The following is a 17,550-nucleotide window of genomic DNA, read 5'->3' on the forward strand; positions in this document are numbered from 1 at the left end:
GAACCATGTGCCAGCTTCCGCTATTTTTTATATAAAATATCAGCCAGCAGAGCGAACTCTTCCATGGATAGGGATTCCCCGCGGCGCTTCGGATCGATTCCGACTTCATTCAGATGCTCTTGAATCGCCTGCTTGTTCATTTTTCCGCTGAAGTGACGAGCTAAGTTATTCATGAGTGTTTTTCTTCTCTGCCCAAAGGAGGCTTTGACAACTTCAAAGAAAAAGTCTTCATCTTTCACTTGCACAGGAGGCTCAGCACGCATGCGTAAATGGAGAACAGAGGAATCGACATTAGGCTGTGGCATAAACACGGTCTTAGGTACATTCATGACGATTTCTGCTGTCGTATAATATTGAACGGCGATGGATAACGAACCATAGCTTTTTGAATTCGGCTCAGCGGCCATTCGATCAGCTACCTCTTTTTGGATCATTACCGTGATACTGTCAATCGGCAGCCGATCCATTAAAAGCTTCATTAATATAGGCGTCGTAATGTAATAAGGAAGGTTGGCCACGACTCGAACAGGCTGTTCTTTCGAAAAATGCGCTCCAATGACTTTTCGAATATCGGATTTCAATATGTCTTCGTTTATTATATGGATATTTTCATAGGGAGCTAACGTTTCGTTAAGTATAGGAAGCAGTCGTTGGTCGATTTCAAAAGCAACGACTTTGTCCGCATGCTGACCCAGCTGTTCGGTAAGTGCCCCGATGCCAGGACCGATTTCGATCGCCCCTGCCTCTTTATCAATTCCCGCATGGCGAATAATATTTTTAAGAATGTTGACATCGATTAAGAAGTTCTGCCCCAGGCTCTTCTTAAAAGCAAATCCGTAATTTTGTAGGATTTCTTTCGTACGTGTCGGAGTTGCTACAGCTTTATTGTTCATTTTCTTCCTCCTGCGTGATGTGTCTCATCGCTTCATTTAATTGGTCTTTCGTAATTTGAAACATATTTAAACGTCGCAACAGCTGCTTACCATTCGTTTTTCCAATATGCAGGGAAATCCCTAATTTTTCACGCCTGGCTGCTGCTGCTTCTGTCCCAATTAAACCGTATTGGATCAGATCTTGTTTGCTGATTGCAGCTTCAGCCTCTTCTGCCGGCTCATAGACCACAGACAGTGCTTCCTTAATATCCTGTAAGGAGGCGTGTTCTATTCCTACCCCCTTGTCTTTTTTTGCCCGCGCAAGGTGCTTAGGGAGAAAAGCATGCTTACACCCGGGCACATGCTGGGAAACGATATGGCGGATCCGCTCACCAGGGTAGTCCGGATCGGTAAAAATGATCACTCCGCGCTTCTCATACGCATGCTGGATGCGTGCAATGATTTCTGCATTAATTGCAGACCCATTCGTTTCAATCGTATCCGCTTCAACGGCCTGGTGTATTTTTGCCGTATCATCCTTGCCTTCGACAACAATCACTTCTTTAATCTTCAATGATGTTCCTCCATTTACGCTCATTAATCTTTACATAGCATACCACGACTGCATAACGGAAAAAAAGCAGAGGAAAAGACTCCTCTGCTTAGATGATTTATTTGCCTAATATTTTCACTTTTACATTTCTGCTGCCATAGCTTAAGGCTTCGCCCCGAGAAGAAACGAAAAGATCAATTCGATTTCCTTGAATCGCTCCGCCCGTGTCTCCGGCAACAGCATAACCATAACCTTCCACCCATACACGGCTTCCTAATGGAATCACGCTTGGGTCCACGGCAACGACTTTCATTCCTGGGTTAGCCTTTAAATTAATGCCAGTTGCTGTAATCCCGGAGCATCCAGAGCAATTGGCTGTGTACTTCGTGGCATGCATGTATAACGTTTTGCTGCTGGACGTGTTTCCACGTGATGCCGTTTGGGTAATCTTATTTGAAGAAGAGGATGATTGATTCGTGCTCGCGGTTGCAACTGTTCGGTTCGTATTCTTTGGTGCAGATTCTTTTGTCCCGATAGCAACGACGCGTTTTTCACTCTTCTTGTTTATCTTTTTATCAATTAATTTACGTGACGTTTCTTTGCCGTTTTTAATGATCACTTCATACTTCTTCGTCACTTTCCCTTTTTCTCCAGAAGAAAGCACCCGTTCTTCCCCTTTAGGAATAGAATGATCTTTCTTGGTAACGACTGTGTATGGTTGGTCATCTTCTACTATGTCAGTAACCTTTTCAATACGAGTAATGGTAACATCCGGATGATCCGCTAAAGCAGCATTCTTGCCCGGCTTTAATTCATCAAGCTTATTCAGCTTAATATCCTGGCTGTCAAGAAAGTCTGCTACGGTTGAAGCGGTTGTCCATACTTTCTTTTTCTCGCCGCCATCATTGATCGCGACCTCTCTTGCGTGGTTCACCTGAATGTCCATTCCGTCTTTTACAGAAGCTGCCTGCTCGTGGGAAATCTCATCACGATCGGCCACCTCTACTTCCTGCTCCTTTAAGAAACCTCCGACAGTTGAAGCGGTCGTGTAAACCTTTTGGGCTTTCTGATGATCGATTGCTAAATTTATGGCTTTGGATGACTGGTAATTGACAGCCATTCCATATGTGATCGGTGCTGTGAGTTTGTGCGATAATTGATCATGTGGATCTACGGTGATATCAAGCTCGGTTAATAATTGTTCAACAGTATTAGCATGAGTCCGAATTAATTGGGTTTTACCGTCTTGAGTCACTCGTACAGAAGCCTTTGTCGCTTCATACGTCACTGTTCCTATAAAGGCAATACTTAGAACTGAGATTACGAAAGCCAAACCAAGTTTAAAACCAAATCCTGATTTCAGCTTATTCATAAACTTCATGTGTTCCTCCCCTTTCATAAAAACCGGTAGTAGAATAGATTTAAGACAAAAGCATGTCAACGATTGGCCCATAAATGGAAAAAGGAGCCAGCTCTCGTTTCGCTGACTCCTCCATTATGCATTTTTGCCTAGGTAAATAACATAACAAACAGATTACAATTCCCATACAATTTGACCACTGGTTTGTAACATTAGATCAAAAGTCCTTATATTACGACACGATCCCAAAAAACTTCTTAGCATTCGCAGTTGTGGCTTCCGCTACTTCTTCAAAAGAAATTTCCTTTAAATGAGCGATTTGCTCGGCTACAAGCTTGACATAAGCGGGTTCATTGCGCTTTCCACGATTCGGGTGAGGCGCCAAAAATGGACAGTCGGTTTCGACAAGCAGATGCTCAAGGTCAATGGCAGCTGCCACTTCTTTTGGTAATTTGGCATTTTTAAAGGTGACAGGTCCCCCAGGGAGATCATAAAATTCATCTCTATACACTCTTTGGCAATGTCAACGGGACCGCTGTAACAGTGCATAATCCCGCCGACCTCGCCTGCCTTTTCTTCTTTTAAAATTTCCACGATATCCTCAGTGGCTTCACGATTGTGGATGATGATCGGCATGTTTACTTTTTTGGCTAATTGAATTTGTTTGCGGAAGACTTGTTTCTGCACGTCTTTCGGAGATTTATCCCAATGATAGTCGAGACCCATCTCTCCCAGCGCCACGACTTTAGGGTGAGAGGACAATTCTTCAATCCATTGGAGGTCTTCTTCTGTCATATCAACCGCATCGACTGGATGCCAGCCGACAGCAGCGTAAATATGCTCATTGGTTTCTGCAATGTGGATAGCTTTAGGAATCGTTTTTCTGTCAAAACCGACTACCGTCATATACTGGACGCCAGCTTCTTTGGCACGTTCAATGGTCTCTTCCAAATCCTCTTCAAATTGGTCAGCATTTAAGTGTACATGCGTATCAAATAACATCCTGCTCCACCTTTCTATTCGTAATGAGAAAAGGGAAAGCTGGTGCTTCCCCTTTTTAATCGCATTTTAGTTTGTTTATTTGACTTTTGCTCCATTTTGTAAAGATTGATCAATGGAGGCAAGGGCAAGTTTACCTTGATCATCCTCCCCGGCAAGAACCATGCCCTGGGAGAGCTCGCCTTTTAATGTCACAGGTTTTAAATTGGTAATACAAATGACCTTTCTTCCTTGCAATTCCTCCGGCGAATAGTGTTCAGCAATACCAGAAACAACCTGACGCTTTTCATAGCCCAGGTCAAGCTGAAGCTTAAGCAGCTTGTCCGCTTTTTTAACCTTTTCTACTTTGACAACCTCGGCGACGCGGAAATCAAGCTTCATAAAATCATCGATCGTGACTTCCTCAGCTTGCTGCTTTTCTTTTTCCTGTTCCTGCTCCACTTTCGGCTCCGGTTTTTTCATCATATTTTTAATCGCTTGAATCTCTTCTTCAGCATCCAGACGAGGGAAAATCGGGTCTTCTTTGACCACCTTCGTTCCTGCAGGAATGCCTTTAAATTCAGTTATGCTGTCCCAGCTTTTTAAATTTTCGTCAGAGACACCAAGCTGAGTGAACATCTTACCCGGAGTCTGGGTTAAGAACGGCTGAAGCATGACTGCAATATGACGAAGTGACTCTGCCAGATGGGCCATCACATTACCCAGACGCTGCTGATTTGCCTCGTCTTTTGCCAGCACCCATGGCTGCGTTTCGTCAATGTACTTATTCGTACGGCTTACAAACTTCCAAAGCTCTGAAAGCGCAACGGAAAATTCCATATTTTCGAGGGAGTCTTCCACTGCTTTTCGTGTGTCTTCTGCCAGCTGTTCAAGATTTTGTTCGTATTCTGTTTCTTTCAAAGTCAGTTCAGGAATTTGCCCGTCAAAATATTTACTAATCATCGCGACCGTACGGTTCAGCAGGTTCCCTAAATCGTTGGCAAGGTCGTAATTGGTACGCTCGACAAACGCTTCCGGAGTAAAGACCCCGTCTGAACCAAACGGTACTTCGCGCAATAAATAGTAACGTAAAGCATCAAGGCCGTAACGGTCACTTAATTGAACAGGATCGACGACATTCCCTTTTGATTTGGACATTTTTCCATCCTTCATTAAGATCCATCCGTGAGCAAATACTTTCTTTGGCAGCGGAAGATCAAGAGCCATCAGCATAATCGGCCAGTAAATCGTGTGGAACCGGACGATTTCTTTTCCGACCAGCTGAACATCTGCCGGCCAGAACTTTTGATAGCGTTCATCATTGTCTGAGTCAAACCCTAGTGCGGTAATATAGTTACTCAAGGCGTCGATCCATACGTAAATGACGTGTTTTTCATTTCCAGGAACTTCTACACCCCAGTCAAAGGTTGTCCGGGAAACGGCCAAATCCTCCAAGCCGGGCTTAATGAAGTTGTTGATCATTTCATTTTTACGGCTTTCCGGCTGGATGAAGGTTGGGTTCTTCTCATAGAAATCTAAAAGCCGGTCTACGTATTTACTCATTTTAAAGAAGTAGGATTCTTCTTTTACTTTTTCCACCGGTCCACCGCAATCTGGACAGTGACCTTCTTCCAATTGGCGTTCCGTAAAGAAGGATTCACAAGGGGTACAGTACCAGCCTTCATATTCATCAAGATAAATATCGCCTTTTTCCATTAAATAATCAAAGATCTTCGCTACTACTTTTTTATGACGCTCCTGGGTAGTTCGAATAAAATCATCATAGGAAATGTCGAGCTTGTCCCATAAATCTTTGATCCCGCTGACTATATCGTCTACGTATATTTGCGGGGAAACGCCTTTTTCTTCGGCTTTACGCTGGATTTTCTGGCCGTGTTCATCCGTGCCGGTCAAATACATGACCTCATAGCCCTGCAGACGTTTATAACGCGCCATTGCATCGCCTGCCACAGTTGTGTAAGCATGACCAATATGCAAATTGCCGCTTGGATAGTAAATGGGAGTCGTAATGTAAAACGTATTTTTTTCCTCAGCCATTCTTTTCCCTCCTTAATGTATATCAAGCCTTGTGCCGGCTTTTTTCGAACTGCTTCATATAAGTATCTCTATCTATTTTCTTTATTGCCATTCCTAACATTAAAATATACCGAATAATCAATATTCCTGTCAAAGATAACAGGTTGGCTCTGTTAAAATTCACACCTGTATAGACTTGAGTAATTTATGTTTTGCAGGATACTGGATAATTAAACCAATTCTGGTTAGCCAAAATAAGGATGGGCTGCCTGTTATCAGCAATGAAAACTACATTTCAGGCTTTTTATATACGCCTAATGGTATATAATAGATCTAACAGGTTTGGAAATTTTAAGAATTGACACGAATGGGAATGGTTGGTACTATTATGTCGAGACATATGTCGAAATATGACGACTAAACTTTTTGATTGAGGGGAGACAAAATCATGAAATCTACAGGTATTGTACGTAAGGTAGACGAGCTTGGTCGAGTAGTTATTCCTATCGAGCTTCGCCGCACACTAGGAATTAATGAAAAGGATGCTCTTGAAATTTATGTCGATGACGATCGTATTGTACTTAAAAAGTACAAGCCGAACATGACTTGCCATGTAACCGGTGAAGTTTCCGATGAAAATATGAAACTGGCAAATGGCAATCTAGTTCTAAGTAAAGAAGGAGCTCAGAAGCTTCTCGAAGAAATTCAAGGCTACCTTAACAAATAAAGATAAAAAGACGAAGAGACGATTTTTGGTTAATAGGACCTGTGCCTAATGACATATGCTCGGTCATAAGCCCTTTCTGCTTGGCAGAAGGGGCTTATTGTTTTACTCATTCACATGGTAGGCCTGATAAACATCCCGTTTGGAAAGCTTACGATCCAAAGAAGTCTGCTTAATGGCTTCCTTGCTTTTCATCCCCTCTTTTTCTACATAGTGGTTCACATGTTCCACTAGAGATAAATGGGTCCACCAAAACTTGTCTTCAACCTCTTCTTCCTGCGTTCCCTCCACGAGTACGCAGAATTCACCCCGCACCTCGTTTTCTTGAGCCCAGTTCACAAGCTCCTCCAAAGTCCCTCTTAAAAATTCTTCATAGCGCTTCGTCAGCTCTCTTGCCAATACGGCCTGCCGGTGACCGAAATGCTCAAACAAATGACTGAGCATTTCCTTTAAGCGGTGAGGGGATTCATAAAAAATTAACGTACAGCGATAAGTATCCAAGCGCTCCAGTTCTGCCTGACGGTCCTTTTTTTTCCTAGGTAAAAACCCATAAAAGAAAAACTGCTCTGTAGACAGGCCCGAGGCGGCAAGCGCCGGTAGAGCCGCATTGGCTCCCGGAAGAGGAATAACCGGAATTCCCGCACCAACAGCTTCTTTGACTAGATCAGCTCCAGGGTCGGATATTCCCGGCATTCCGGCATCACTTACGACGGCGCACGTTTCCCCGTGCTGCATACGTTCCAGGAGCTGCGGGCCACGCGTGTGTTTGTTATGCTCATGATAGCTGATCAAGGGCGTGCTGATTTGAAAATGAGTAAGCAGCTTTTTCGTATTTCTCGTGTCTTCCGCTGCAATGTGATCGACTTCGTTTAATACGGTGACAGCACGATACGTCATATCTTCCAAATTTCCAATGGGAGTTGGCACGATATACAGAGTTCCTGTTTGGCGATCACTGCTGAAGCTCTTTTGCGAAATCATCCGCACACCCTCCTTTTTCTTGAACAATCCACGTCTCTTTCTTTCCTTTATTCCATCGTTTAAGGCGGTATTCTTCCTGCATGGCTTCACGCTTCGTCTCGTAAGACTGGCAGTATTCAAGAATGAACGGACCGCGCCCCTTTGTATATTTTGCTCCATTACCTTCACTATGTTTTTTCAACCGGGCTGGCAAATCGTTGGTATATCCGGTATAAAGCGTATTATCCTTACATCGCAGGATATACACGTAGTAACTAACTCCCATATAAAATCTCCTCCATTTCGGCTGTGTACGTCTCAGCTTCCGTGTACGTGTATAACGGGGGGAGAATTTTTAAGTCTGGTTTGCCGTCTCTTGCTGCTTCAATTAATAAGATATTGGCTTCTTTGCCTTGCTTAGGATATACAAGGCGCAGCCGCTTTGGTTCAAGACGATACTTTTTAAACATCGTAATAATTTCCACCATTCTTCCCGGGCGGTGCACCATGGACACTTTTCCTCCTGGTTTTACTAAGCGGCTGCAAGCCTTAACGACATCTTCAAGAGAACAATGGATTTCGTGGCGGGCAATCGCCAGATGTTCATTGATATTCCATTCTTCTGTTTGTGGAGTAGGGAAATAAGGAGGGTTGCAGGTAACTAAATCGAATTTGCCGTTCCCCAATTCTTTCGGCATGTCCTTTAAATCCCCTTGAATCATTTGAATCTGTTTCCCAAGACTGTTTAATTCAACATTCCTTACAGCCATATCATGGAGTCGCGTCTGAATTTCCACCCCTGTTATAGGTACACTGGACCGTCGGGAAAGAAACAAGGGAATGACCCCGTTCCCTGTACAGAGGTCAAGTATTTTTCCACGTGTGAAAGGGACATATGTAAATTTGGCAAGCAGCACAGCATCTAAAGAAAAGGCGAATACCGAAGGGCTTTGGATAATTCGCACCTTCTCTTCAGCCAGTAAATAATCAATTCGTTCATCTCCGTGTAATTGCACCATGTTTCTTTATCCTTTCCTATCCGTTTCTGCTTAACAGCAGCAGGTCCATTGAAATCATACCTGCCCTGTTTTATCCGGAACACGTCTCATTTCATTCCCTGTGCAGGAAAAGAAAAACCTTTCCTAGTAAAAAGGAAAGGCCGAACCGGGATTATTTCTTCTTATTTAAGAATGAAAGACAGAACAAACAATCTTCATCTCTTGGGCTGCCAAAATGTAAATTACAAATATGAAAGCCTTCTTCATACAGTCTGGCCAGGTTATCGTAACCTTCTCCGACCACAGGATTGCGTTCCTGTTTCTTTCCTTCTTCTGTTTCCTTATCTTCGCTGTTAAGACGCTCACGCAAATGATGATTTTCAAGCGATAAGTGCTGGTTTTCCTCCAGCAGATAAGCCAGTTGCTTTTTTAAATCTCCTAATTGCTGATACAACTCGCCAATTTGTGTTTCTAAATGGGACACTTGTTCAAAAATCGCTTTTTTGTTCACGCTTGATACCACCTCATCATTCTGTGGCTTCCGTTTGAACGACTCCTTCGTCGATTAGTTCTTGCAAGGAATACTCAAGCACGCGTTCCTTATCACGGAATTCTACTTGAACCAATCGCTCCAGCATGTTCAAACCAACAACTTTTCCTTTTCCAAAGGAAGTCGTCATACTTTCGCCCAAGTCTGGAAGCTCCCGTTTAGCCGACTCATATTCATCATTTTCATATTTAAGGCAGCACATTAAGCGTCCGCACAGCCCGGAAATTTTCGCTGGATTCAGAGAAAGGTTTTGATCCTTTGCCATTTTTATGGATACAGGCTCAAAGTCTCCTAAGAAAGTGGAACAGCAGAGCATCCGGCCGCACGGGCCGATCCCGCCGAGCATTTTTGCCTCATCCCGCACTCCGATCTGCCTCAGCTCAATCCGTGTTTTAAAAACGGAAGCTAAGTCCTTAACTAAGGTACGGAAATCCACTCTTCCATCAGCAGTAAAATAAAAAATTACTTTGTTTCGATCGAACGTATATTCCACATCGACAAGATTCATGTCCAATTTATGTTCACGGATTTTTTTCTCACAGACACGGTACGCTTCTTCAGCGTTATCATGGTTTTCAGCTACAGTCACTTTATCTTTATCATCTGCAATTCGGATGACTTTTTTTAATGGGAGTACGATGTCTTCTTCATCGACGGATTTATTTGCTATGACGACTTTACCAAATTCTATGCCGCGGACCGTTTCGACAATGACGTAATCCTCTGTCGTCATTCTCAATTCGCCTGGATCAAAATAATAAATTTTCCCCGCTTTTTTAAACCGAACACCTACAACCTCAATCATGGTCATCACCTCTGTAGTTGAAGGGTAAGCTGCTCCATCACTAAAGTAGGATGGACATTCTGATTTATCTTTCGTTTCGCCTCAAGAATAAAGGATAAGCATTGCGCAGAAGATTGGCGTGACCACCGCATGGCCGCTTGTTCTCGCTTCTCTCTCTCTTTAATAAACACCATTGCTTCTTCCCGGTCCAAGTAATGGTTCACTAAATCCTGGTACCATAGCATCAGCACATCCAGTCCCCGCTGTATCTGCTCTCTTTCTTTAAAATGAGGCATCCACTGAGTATTGACAAATAAAAGTCCTTCATTTGGTTTATTTTGAAGCACTTCAATTAATTGTATCACTATTTTTCTCACATTAGCAAACCACTCATCGTGATTCATAGCCAGTGCTTCATTCAAGTTATTGGTCAAGGAAGCAAGTAGTCTGGCATTTGATTCAGATACGCCTTCGTCTTGTAATTTTTTTTCGATACGATGTAGACTTAAAGGCTGGAAGGCAAGCACCTGACAGCGCGAACGAATCGTATCCAGTATCGACTGTCCGTTCTCTGTCAGCAGCATTGCCGTAGTCTGCTGACTGGGTTCTTCAAGAAATTTGAGCAGCCGGTTCGAGGCGTTTACTGTCATCCGGTCAGCGTCTACGATAATATAAACTTTTCGATTGGACTCAAGACCTGTGTAGGTAAACTCTTTTTGTAAGTGAAGGATTTGTTCTTTCTTTATTGATTGTCCATCTGGTTCAATCCAGTGAAGATCTGGATGATTGCCGGTATCAATTCTGTGGCAGTCACGGCAGTCCAAACAAGGCTCAGCACCTGTACGGTGTTGGCAGAATATACTTTTCGCAAACAGGATACTCAACTCCCGCTTTCCTGTGCCGCGGTCTCCTTGAAATAAGTAGGCATGGGAAATACGTTGTTTCGTGATGCTGTTTTTGAGCATCTGCCCCACAAGAGGCTGCAGCTCCTTCGTTTCTTTCCAGCTTTCCATATTGATTCCGTCCTTAAGTGTATAAATTAATGAGCAATCCTTTAATCTCCCCTATGATTCCGAGGAGATCGATTGATTTCCTCTCTTGATCCATCAATGCTTCCGTAAGCTCGTTCAGCTTATCATCTACAGATTCCACTATTGTTAATTTTCTCGTCTGCCCCTGCATATTCCAACTGTGGGAGTGCTTTAGATGCATCCCATATTGGACAGACTCTTTGACAAATTCCTTAATCATCCGTTTATATCTGGCCAGGTCTCGAAACGAACGAACTTTCGCTACACGTTCACCTTGGAGGGCGATGCCTGCGAAGAGCTGGTTTAACTGGGTTTCATGGAGCTGTCGTGATTGAGTCTGGACCATTCTGCCAAAGTTCTGCGAGCTCTTCATTTGCTTTGCCGCTTGCTTATTGGCAGAATCCAGCTGGGTTCTCATCTCTTGACTGATCTTCATGATATTAGCTCCTTTAGTTAAAACTTATAAAACGAATCCACAGGTAATACAAAAACGGTAGCCCCGCCTACTTCAACTTTAACCGGCTTTGGAATATAGGAATCGGCATTGCCTCCCATTGGCGAGATGGGAGCGACCAGCTGCTCACGCTGACTGCAATTTTTTCTAAGAATGCCGAGCACATCATCGACATCGTCATCTTCACAGCCAATCATCAGCGTCGTATTTCCTTCCCTTAAAAAGCCTCCGGTTGTCGACAATTTTGTCGCCTTAAAATCATTCTCTGTTAACGCATTCGTTAACCGATTACTGTCCTTATCTTGAATAATAGCAATAATCATTTTCATGAGAATGGATCCTCCTGTCAAGTGTGTATATCCTTATTATAACAAATTCTTCATACGTTTGATGAGAGCCGCTGGATAATCACTTCATAAGCTTCCTTCATCACCTCACGCAGTGGCCTGTCTGCTTCAATCCGCTGAATACGATCAGAATGCTCTTTAGCAAGGATCTCATAAGCTTCCTGAACGCTCCTGTGAAAATCGAGCGCTTCTAAATCAAGTCGATTTTTTTCCCTGCCTTTATTGGTGGCGATTCGTTCGAGACCAACTTCAGGTGAGACATCGAATAACAGCGTGAGATCCGGCATACAGTCTTCAATGGCAAACTGGTTGATTTTGAAAACTTCCTCCATCCCAAGTCCTCTCGCATAGCCCTGGTAGGCCAAACTGGAATCGACAAAACGATCACAGAGGACGAGTTTCCCCTCTCTGAGGGCAGGCAGAACCACTTCTACTAAATGCTGACGTCTGGCCGCAGCATATAAAAGCGCCTCTGTCCTTCCATCCATCTCAGTATGGGAAGGATTTAAGATAATTTCTCTAATCCTTTCCGCAATTTTCACACCGCCCGGTTCTCTCGTTGTCACTACAGGATGCCCTGCCTCTTTCAATTGTTCCCCAATTTCACGAAGGATAGAAGTTTTTCCTGCTCCTTCGCCTCCTTCAAACGTAATAAACAATCCCTTCACAATCATTCTCCTTTAAAAACCTGAATACCTTCTGCAATATTCTTATTTTGAAACTTTGCTCCACTTTTCATTAATGCAGCAATCGTTTTTCTATGATTAGACGTGATAACTTCTCCTTTTAAGAGATAGGGAATTCCTGGCGGATAAGGAATGACAGATACGGCTGCAATTTTCCCGACAGCTTCCTGCCAGCTCTTAAACTCAAAGGACATCGTTCTCATCGTCAAGTAAGTCTTATCCAATGTCTGCATTTTAGGAAATTCTACATGCACCTTTTCTATTGTAGCACTCTCAGTCATGTTTTTTAATTGTGAATTCACTCGATGTACTTTCTTCTTAAACTCCTGATCTTCCAAATAATTCTCCATGCCTAAGACAAATAAAACTTGGTTATGGGTAGCGAGCTCTGGATAAATCCCCTCTCTCTCAAAGGCTTCGGCTGTCTCATAGCCATTCAAAGCTGCTGCCGGTTCCATTACAATTTTTAAAGGATCATCCTGAGCGGTTAAAGAAAGGATCTTCCAGGCCTTACAGCTTTGGAAAACTTCTCTGATTTGGTAGATGTACTCCTTTAAGTGAGCAGTTTGATAATGGGCAAGATAGTACCGGGCTAAGTCCAGACTTGCCATTATTGGATAGGAAGGGCTGCTTGATTGAATGACCTGCAGATAATGCTCCAGCTTGGGGATATGAATCCAATCTGACTTCACATGTAAGTAAGAACCCATCGTCATAGCAGGAGCCAGTTTATGAGCAGATTGCACAACGAGATCAGCTCCTAAGTCCAATGAAGAAGGCGGAAAGAGAGAGCTTCTTGAAAAGTGAACGCCATGAGCTTCATCGACAAGCACGGGTATTTGATAACGGTGGCATGTATGAATGATACTTTTCATATCAAAAGTCCGGCCAAAATAATCAGGATATGTTAAAACGACGGCCTTAGCTTCCGGATACTCTTCCAGTGCAGATTGAATGCTCGCGCAGGACATATCACTGTATCGAGAGGTTTCTTCATCAAAATCCGGGGTCAAAAATACGGGCTGAGCTCCGGCTAGTTCAAGTCCATGTAAGACCGATTTATGGCTGTTTCGTTGGACGATGATTTTATCACCTGGCTCGCATACCGATAAGACCATCGATATATTGCCGCTGGTTGATCCATTTACTAAAAAATAAGATTCGTGGCTGTTAAATAATTGGCTTGTCAGTCTTTGAGCGTCAGCAATCGCTCCTTCAGGATGATGTAAATCATCAAGCCCTGCTATCTCCGTGGCATCTAATTGCAAGATGGATCGGAAATCCTCTTTTCCTTTATGAGGAAATACTTTTCCGTATTTATGGCCTGGGACATGAAACGATAAAGGATTTTTCTTTTTTTGGTTCATTAAGGCATCATAAAGTGGGGTATCCTGCTGGTCCATTTACCTTTCCTCCTAAAAATATGCTTCTTTTATCTTACACGATTTATAGACAAGCATAAAAAAAGCCACTTCTGTAGAAAGTGGCTCATCATAGCTGCTAAGCTCGTACAAATGGTTTATGAAGGAATCATCGCCCGTTGGGCTTTTTTCATCTGTTTAACAAAAAAATCATATTTTGGATCACTGGTTGGTGTATCTATCATTTCTCTTTCGCAATCCTGGCAGATATAAAGCTTTAATAGGTAGATTCCATCCTCGGCTTCTCTGGAACAGATGCTGCAGCATTCTTTTCGATTCATAGTTTATACCTCCTACTAGAATTCTACTCCCATAGTTTCCTTATGGGATGAGCTATTTATCTCTAGTATCTCCTAAACTATGAATGTTATTCAGAGAATAATAAAAAACCTTAGAATAATTTCTAAGGTTTTTCTTTGACGTGGCAGCGTCCTACTCTCACGGGGATCGACCCGACTACCATCGGCGCTGAAGAGCTTAACTGCTGTGTTCGGCATGGGAACAGGTGTGACCTCTTCGCCGTTACTACCACATCATTTGGATTGTTGAGATGAACCCTCAAAACTGGATAAGTGCACATTCAAACGAACCTCATAGTTGTATGTCTAGCTGCAGCTCCTAGATCCTCGTGATCTAAGCGATCTCTCATCCAGGCTGAAAAACCCCAGCCTTCCTGCGAGCTTGCTTAGCCAATCGGATCTGAACAGTCGCTTCCGCTTTTCAATTTAGATAAGTCATCGATCGATTAGTATCCGTCAGCTGCACGTGTCACCACGCGTCCACCTCGGACCTATCTACCTCATCGTCTCTGAGGGATCTTATTACCTTAGAGGTAAGGGAAATCTCATCTCAAGGGGGGCTTCATGCTTAGATGCTTTCAGCACTTATCCCGTCCACACGTAGCTACCCAGCGATGCTCCTGGCGGAACAACTGGTACACCAGCGGTGTGTCCATCCCGGTCCTCTCGTACTAAGGACAGCTCCTTTCAGATTTCCAACGCCCACGACGGATAGGGACCGAACTGTCTCACGACGTTCTGAACCCAGCTCGCGTACCGCTTTAATGGGCGAACAGCCCAACCCTTGGGACCGACTACAGCCCCAGGATGCGATGAGCCGACATCGAGGTGCCAAACCTCCCCGTCGATGTGGACTCTTGGGGGAGATAAGCCTGTTATCCCCGGGGTAGCTTTTATCCGTTGAGCGACGGCCCTTCCATGCGGAACCGCCGGATCACTAAGCCCGACTTTCGTCCCTGCTCGACTTGTAGGTCTCGCAGTCAAGCTCCCTTGTGCCTTTACACTCTGCGAATGATTTCCAACCATTCTGAGGGAACCTTTGGGCGCCTCCGTTACCTTTTAGGAGGCGACCGCCCCAGTCAAACTGCCTACCTGACACTGTCTCCGGACCGGATCACGGTCCTGGGTTAGAATGTCCGTACAGCCAGGGTAGTATCCCACCAGCGCCTCCACCGAAGCTGGCGCTCCGGCTTCTCTGGCTCCTACCTATCCTGTACAAGCTGTACCAACATTCAATATCAGGCTACAGTAAAGCTCCACGGGGTCTTTCCGTCCTGTCGCGGGTAATGCGCATCTTCACGCATAGTATAATTTCACCGGGTCTCTCGTTGAGACAGTGCCCAAGTCGTTGCACCTTTCGTGCGGGTCGGAACTTACCCGACAAGGAATTTCGCTACCTTAGGACCGTTATAGTTACGGCCGCCGTTTACTGGGGCTTCGGTTCAGCGCTTCGCCAAAAGCTAACGCATCCCCTTAACCTTCCAGCACCGGGCAGGTGTCAGCCCCTATACTTCGCCTTACGGCTTCGCAGAGACCTGTGTTTTTGGTAAACAGTCGCTTGGGCCTTTTCACTGCGGCTCCTCGGCAGAGGAGCACCCCTTCTCCCGAAGTTACGGGGTCATTTTGCCGAGTTCCTTAACGAGAGTTCTCCCGCTCACCTTAGGATCCTCTCCTCGCCTACCTGTGTTGGTTTGCGGTACGGGCACCTCTTTCCTCACTAGAGGATTTTCTTGGCAGTGTGAACTCAGGAGCTTCGGTACTTTAGTTCCCTCCCCATCACAGCTTGACGTTCCCACCGGACGGATTTGCCTATCCGGCCGTCTTGCTGCTTGGACGCGCTCATCCAATGGCGCGCTCTCCCTATCCTCCTGCGTCTCCCCGTCGTTCAAACGGAAAGGAGGTGGTACAGGAATATCCACCTGTTGTCCATCGCCTACGCCTGTCGGCCTCGGCTTAGGTCCCGACTAACCCTGAGAGGACGAGCCTTCCTCAGGAACCCTTAGGCTTTCGGTGAAAGAGATTCTCACTCTTTTTTCGCTACTCATACCGGCATTCTCACTTCTAAGCGCTCCACCAGTCCTTACGGTCTGACTTCACCGCCCTTAGAACGCTCTCCTACCACTGATCGTAAGATCAATCCGCAGCTTCGGTGGTGTGTTTAGCCCCGGTATATTTTCGGCGCAGAGTCACTCGACCAGTGAGCTATTACGCACTCTTTCAATGATGGCTGCTTCTAAGCCAACATCCTGGTTGTCTAAGCAACTCCACATCCTTTTCCACTTAACACACACTTAGGGACCTTAGCTGGCGGTCTGGGCTGTTTCCCTCTCGACCATGAACCTTATCACCCACGGTCTGACTCCCAGAACAAAGTCGCTGGCATTCGGAGTTTGACTGAATTCGGTAACCCGATAGGGGCCCCTCGTCCAATCAGTGCTCTACCTCCAAGACTTTCTATTCTGAGGCTAGCCCTAAAGCTATTTCGGAGAGAACCAGCTATCTCCGTGTTCGATTGGCATTTCACCCCTACCCACACCTCATCCCCGCAATTTTCAACTTGCGTGGGTTCGGGCCTCCAGTCAGTGTTACCTGACCTTCACCCTGGACATGGGTAGATCACACGGTTTCGGGTCTACGACCGCATACTCACTCGCCCTGTTCAGACTCGCTTTCGCTGCGGCTCCGCCGCTCACGGCTTAACCTTGCATACAGTCGTAACTCGCCGGTTCATTCTACAAAAGGCACGCCGTCACCCATTAACGGGCTCCGACTACTTGTAGGCACACGGTTTCAGGATCTCTTTCACTCCCCTTCCGGGGTGCTTTTCACCTTTCCCTCACGGTACTGGTTCGCTATCGGTCACTAGGGAGTATTTAGCCTTGGGAGATGGTCCTCCCGGATTCCGACGGAATTTCTCGTGTTCCGCCGTACTCAGGATCCACTCCGGAGGAAGAAAGGTTTCGGCTACAGGGCTGTTACCTGCTCTGGCTGATCGTTCCAGATCGATTCGCCTACCTTTCTTCTTGGTAACTCCAAAGGAGTGTCCTACAACCCCAGAAAGCAAGCTTTCTGGTTTGGGCTGTTTCCGTTTCGCTCGCCGCTACTCGGGAAATCGCATTTGCTTTCTCTTCCTCCAGGTACTGAGATGTTTCAGTTCCCCGGGTCTGCCGTCCATGACCTATGGATTCAGTCATGGACACTATTCCATTACGAATAGTGGGTTCCCCATTCGGAAATCTCCGGTTCACAGCCTACTTACGGCTTGCCGGAGCATATCGGTGTTAGTCCCGTCCTTCATCGGCTCCTAGTGCCAAGGCATCCACCGTGCGCCCTTGTTCACTTAACTATCTGTGAAAAGACGTTTGTTTCTTTCGATGTTCGTTGAATGTCTTGTCATCAATCAAGTCTAGTTTCGACTCCCAGATTCTCTCGATTCTAAGCCATCTCCCTTCAAGACTGAAAAACCACAGTCTTTACGTGAGCTTACTTAGCTCGG

General features: G+C 45.0%; 16 protein-coding genes, 2 rRNA genes and 1 pseudogene. 1 reads left to right on the forward strand and 18 read right to left on the reverse strand.

Translation table 11 applies throughout. From position 1 onward, the window contains the following. Positions 1 to 20: 20 nt before the first annotated feature. The 5 genes and pseudogenes from rsmA to metG form a co-directional block, all read right to left on the reverse strand. Positions 21 to 893 (reverse strand): 16S rRNA (adenine(1518)-N(6)/adenine(1519)-N(6))-dimethyltransferase RsmA, encoded by an 873-nt coding sequence (gene rsmA, locus MUN89_RS01565; RefSeq protein ID WP_244710834.1) that lies wholly within the window; start codon positions 891 to 893, stop codon positions 21 to 23. Continuing rightward, complete coding sequence (gene rnmV, locus MUN89_RS01570) at positions 883 to 1,446, reverse strand: ribonuclease M5 (RefSeq protein ID WP_244710836.1); 564 nt, start codon at positions 1,444 to 1,446, stop codon at positions 883 to 885. The genes rsmA and rnmV overlap by 11 nt, the downstream gene beginning before the upstream one ends. Before the next feature lie 97 nt (positions 1,447 to 1,543). Further along, complete coding sequence (locus tag MUN89_RS01575) at positions 1,544 to 2,806, reverse strand: G5 and 3D domain-containing protein (protein WP_244710838.1); 1,263 nt, start codon at positions 2,804 to 2,806, stop codon at positions 1,544 to 1,546. Positions 2,807 to 3,017: 211 nt separating this feature from the next. Continuing rightward, a pseudogene (locus MUN89_RS01580) lies at positions 3,018 to 3,787 on the reverse strand (TatD family hydrolase). Positions 3,788 to 3,862: 75 nt separating this feature from the next. Then, positions 3,863 to 5,821 (reverse strand): methionine--tRNA ligase, encoded by a 1,959-nt coding sequence (gene metG / locus MUN89_RS01585; RefSeq protein ID WP_244710840.1) that lies wholly within the window; start codon positions 5,819 to 5,821, stop codon positions 3,863 to 3,865. Between the two features lie 427 nt (positions 5,822 to 6,248). On the opposite strand from metG, the gene MUN89_RS01590 reads away from it, so the two are divergent. Further along, positions 6,249 to 6,527, forward strand: a complete 279-nt coding sequence (locus MUN89_RS01590; RefSeq protein ID WP_244710842.1) for a transition state genes transcriptional regulator AbrB — start codon at positions 6,249 to 6,251, stop codon at positions 6,525 to 6,527. 102 nt (positions 6,528 to 6,629) lie between these two features. On the opposite strand, the gene rsmI is transcribed toward MUN89_RS01590, so the two are convergent. From rsmI to MUN89_RS01655, 13 genes are all read right to left on the reverse strand, one after another. Further along, the gene (gene rsmI, locus MUN89_RS01595) at positions 6,630 to 7,505 is read right to left on the reverse strand and encodes a 16S rRNA (cytidine(1402)-2'-O)-methyltransferase (RefSeq protein ID WP_244710844.1); all 876 of its coding nucleotides are present in this window, start codon (positions 7,503 to 7,505) and stop codon (positions 6,630 to 6,632) included. Continuing rightward, on the reverse strand, positions 7,477 to 7,770 hold the full coding sequence (locus MUN89_RS01600; protein ID WP_244710846.1) for a GIY-YIG nuclease family protein: 294 nt from the start codon (positions 7,768 to 7,770) through the stop codon (positions 7,477 to 7,479). The genes rsmI and MUN89_RS01600 overlap by 29 nt, the downstream gene beginning before the upstream one ends. Further along, positions 7,760 to 8,503, reverse strand: a complete 744-nt coding sequence (locus MUN89_RS01605) for a tRNA1(Val) (adenine(37)-N6)-methyltransferase (RefSeq protein ID WP_244710848.1) — start codon at positions 8,501 to 8,503, stop codon at positions 7,760 to 7,762. The genes MUN89_RS01600 and MUN89_RS01605 overlap by 11 nt, the downstream gene beginning before the upstream one ends. Before the next feature lie 151 nt (positions 8,504 to 8,654). Continuing rightward, complete coding sequence (gene yabA / locus MUN89_RS01610) at positions 8,655 to 8,993, reverse strand: DNA replication initiation control protein YabA (protein WP_244710850.1); 339 nt, start codon at positions 8,991 to 8,993, stop codon at positions 8,655 to 8,657. Between the two features lie 16 nt (positions 8,994 to 9,009). Further along, positions 9,010 to 9,837 (reverse strand): PSP1 domain-containing protein, encoded by an 828-nt coding sequence (locus MUN89_RS01615; protein ID WP_244713520.1) that lies wholly within the window; start codon positions 9,835 to 9,837, stop codon positions 9,010 to 9,012. 5 nt (positions 9,838 to 9,842) lie between these two features. Continuing rightward, complete coding sequence (holB, locus tag MUN89_RS01620) at positions 9,843 to 10,829, reverse strand: DNA polymerase III subunit delta' (RefSeq protein WP_244710852.1); 987 nt, start codon at positions 10,827 to 10,829, stop codon at positions 9,843 to 9,845. A gap of 13 nt (positions 10,830 to 10,842) precedes the next feature. Continuing rightward, positions 10,843 to 11,283 carry a YaaR family protein gene (locus MUN89_RS01625; RefSeq protein ID WP_244710853.1) on the reverse strand — a complete coding sequence of 147 codons (441 nt, stop codon included), beginning with the start codon at positions 11,281 to 11,283 and terminating at the stop codon, positions 10,843 to 10,845. A gap of 17 nt (positions 11,284 to 11,300) precedes the next feature. Further along, positions 11,301 to 11,630, reverse strand: coding sequence for a cyclic-di-AMP receptor (locus tag MUN89_RS01630; protein ID WP_244710855.1), 330 nt, complete (start codon positions 11,628 to 11,630; stop codon positions 11,301 to 11,303). A 50-nt stretch (positions 11,631 to 11,680) separates the two neighbouring features. Next, entirely contained in the window at positions 11,681 to 12,316 is a 636-nt protein-coding gene (gene tmk, locus MUN89_RS01635) for a dTMP kinase (protein ID WP_244710857.1), read from the reverse strand. Positions 12,317 to 12,318: 2 nt separating this feature from the next. Further along, on the reverse strand, positions 12,319 to 13,737 hold the full coding sequence (locus MUN89_RS01640) for an aminotransferase class I/II-fold pyridoxal phosphate-dependent enzyme (protein ID WP_244710859.1): 1,419 nt from the start codon (positions 13,735 to 13,737) through the stop codon (positions 12,319 to 12,321). A 116-nt stretch (positions 13,738 to 13,853) separates the two neighbouring features. After that, the gene (locus MUN89_RS01645) at positions 13,854 to 14,036 is read right to left on the reverse strand and encodes a sigma factor G inhibitor Gin (protein ID WP_244710861.1); all 183 of its coding nucleotides are present in this window, start codon (positions 14,034 to 14,036) and stop codon (positions 13,854 to 13,856) included. 138 nt (positions 14,037 to 14,174) lie between these two features. Continuing rightward, positions 14,175 to 14,288: ribosomal RNA gene (gene rrf / locus MUN89_RS01650) — 5S ribosomal RNA — on the reverse strand. Between the two features lie 192 nt (positions 14,289 to 14,480). Then, a 23S ribosomal RNA gene (locus MUN89_RS01655) occupies positions 14,481 to 17,400 on the reverse strand. Between the last annotated feature and the right edge of the window lie 150 nt (positions 17,401 to 17,550).

Origin of the sequence: Halobacillus salinarum, assembly GCF_022919095.1 — a bacterium.
In the GTDB taxonomy this organism is placed as follows: Bacteria; Bacillota; Bacilli; order Bacillales; family Halobacillaceae; genus Halobacillus_B; species Halobacillus_B salinarum.

Bases quoted from the DNA above. Each gene is read 5' to 3' on its own strand.
- MUN89_RS01630 (WP_244710855.1), bottom strand. From the start codon at position 11,630: ATGAAAATGATTATTGCTATTATTCAAGATAAGGACAGTAATCGGTTA.
- holB (WP_244710852.1), bottom strand. From the start codon at position 10,829: ATGGAAAGCTGGAAAGAAACGAAGGAGCTGCAGCCTCTTGTGGGGCAG.
- MUN89_RS01645 (WP_244710861.1), bottom strand. From the start codon at position 14,036: ATGAATCGAAAAGAATGCTGCAGCATCTGTTCCAGAGAAGCCGAGGAT.
- rsmI (WP_244710844.1), bottom strand. From the start codon at position 7,505: ATGATTTCGCAAAAGAGCTTCAGCAGTGATCGCCAAACAGGAACTCTG.
- rsmA (WP_244710834.1), bottom strand. From the start codon at position 893: ATGAACAATAAAGCTGTAGCAACTCCGACACGTACGAAAGAAATCCTA.
- MUN89_RS01640 (WP_244710859.1), bottom strand. From the start codon at position 13,737: ATGGACCAGCAGGATACCCCACTTTATGATGCCTTAATGAACCAAAAA.
- MUN89_RS01600 (WP_244710846.1), bottom strand. From the start codon at position 7,770: ATGGGAGTTAGTTACTACGTGTATATCCTGCGATGTAAGGATAATACG.
- MUN89_RS01605 (WP_244710848.1), bottom strand. From the start codon at position 8,503: ATGGTGCAATTACACGGAGATGAACGAATTGATTATTTACTGGCTGAA.
- MUN89_RS01615 (WP_244713520.1), bottom strand. From the start codon at position 9,837: ATGATTGAGGTTGTAGGTGTTCGGTTTAAAAAAGCGGGGAAAATTTAT.
- MUN89_RS01575 (WP_244710838.1), bottom strand. From the start codon at position 2,806: ATGAAGTTTATGAATAAGCTGAAATCAGGATTTGGTTTTAAACTTGGT.
- MUN89_RS01590 (WP_244710842.1), top strand. From the start codon at position 6,249: ATGAAATCTACAGGTATTGTACGTAAGGTAGACGAGCTTGGTCGAGTA.
- metG (WP_244710840.1), bottom strand. From the start codon at position 5,821: ATGGCTGAGGAAAAAAATACGTTTTACATTACGACTCCCATTTACTAT.
- MUN89_RS01625 (WP_244710853.1), bottom strand. From the start codon at position 11,283: ATGAAGATCAGTCAAGAGATGAGAACCCAGCTGGATTCTGCCAATAAG.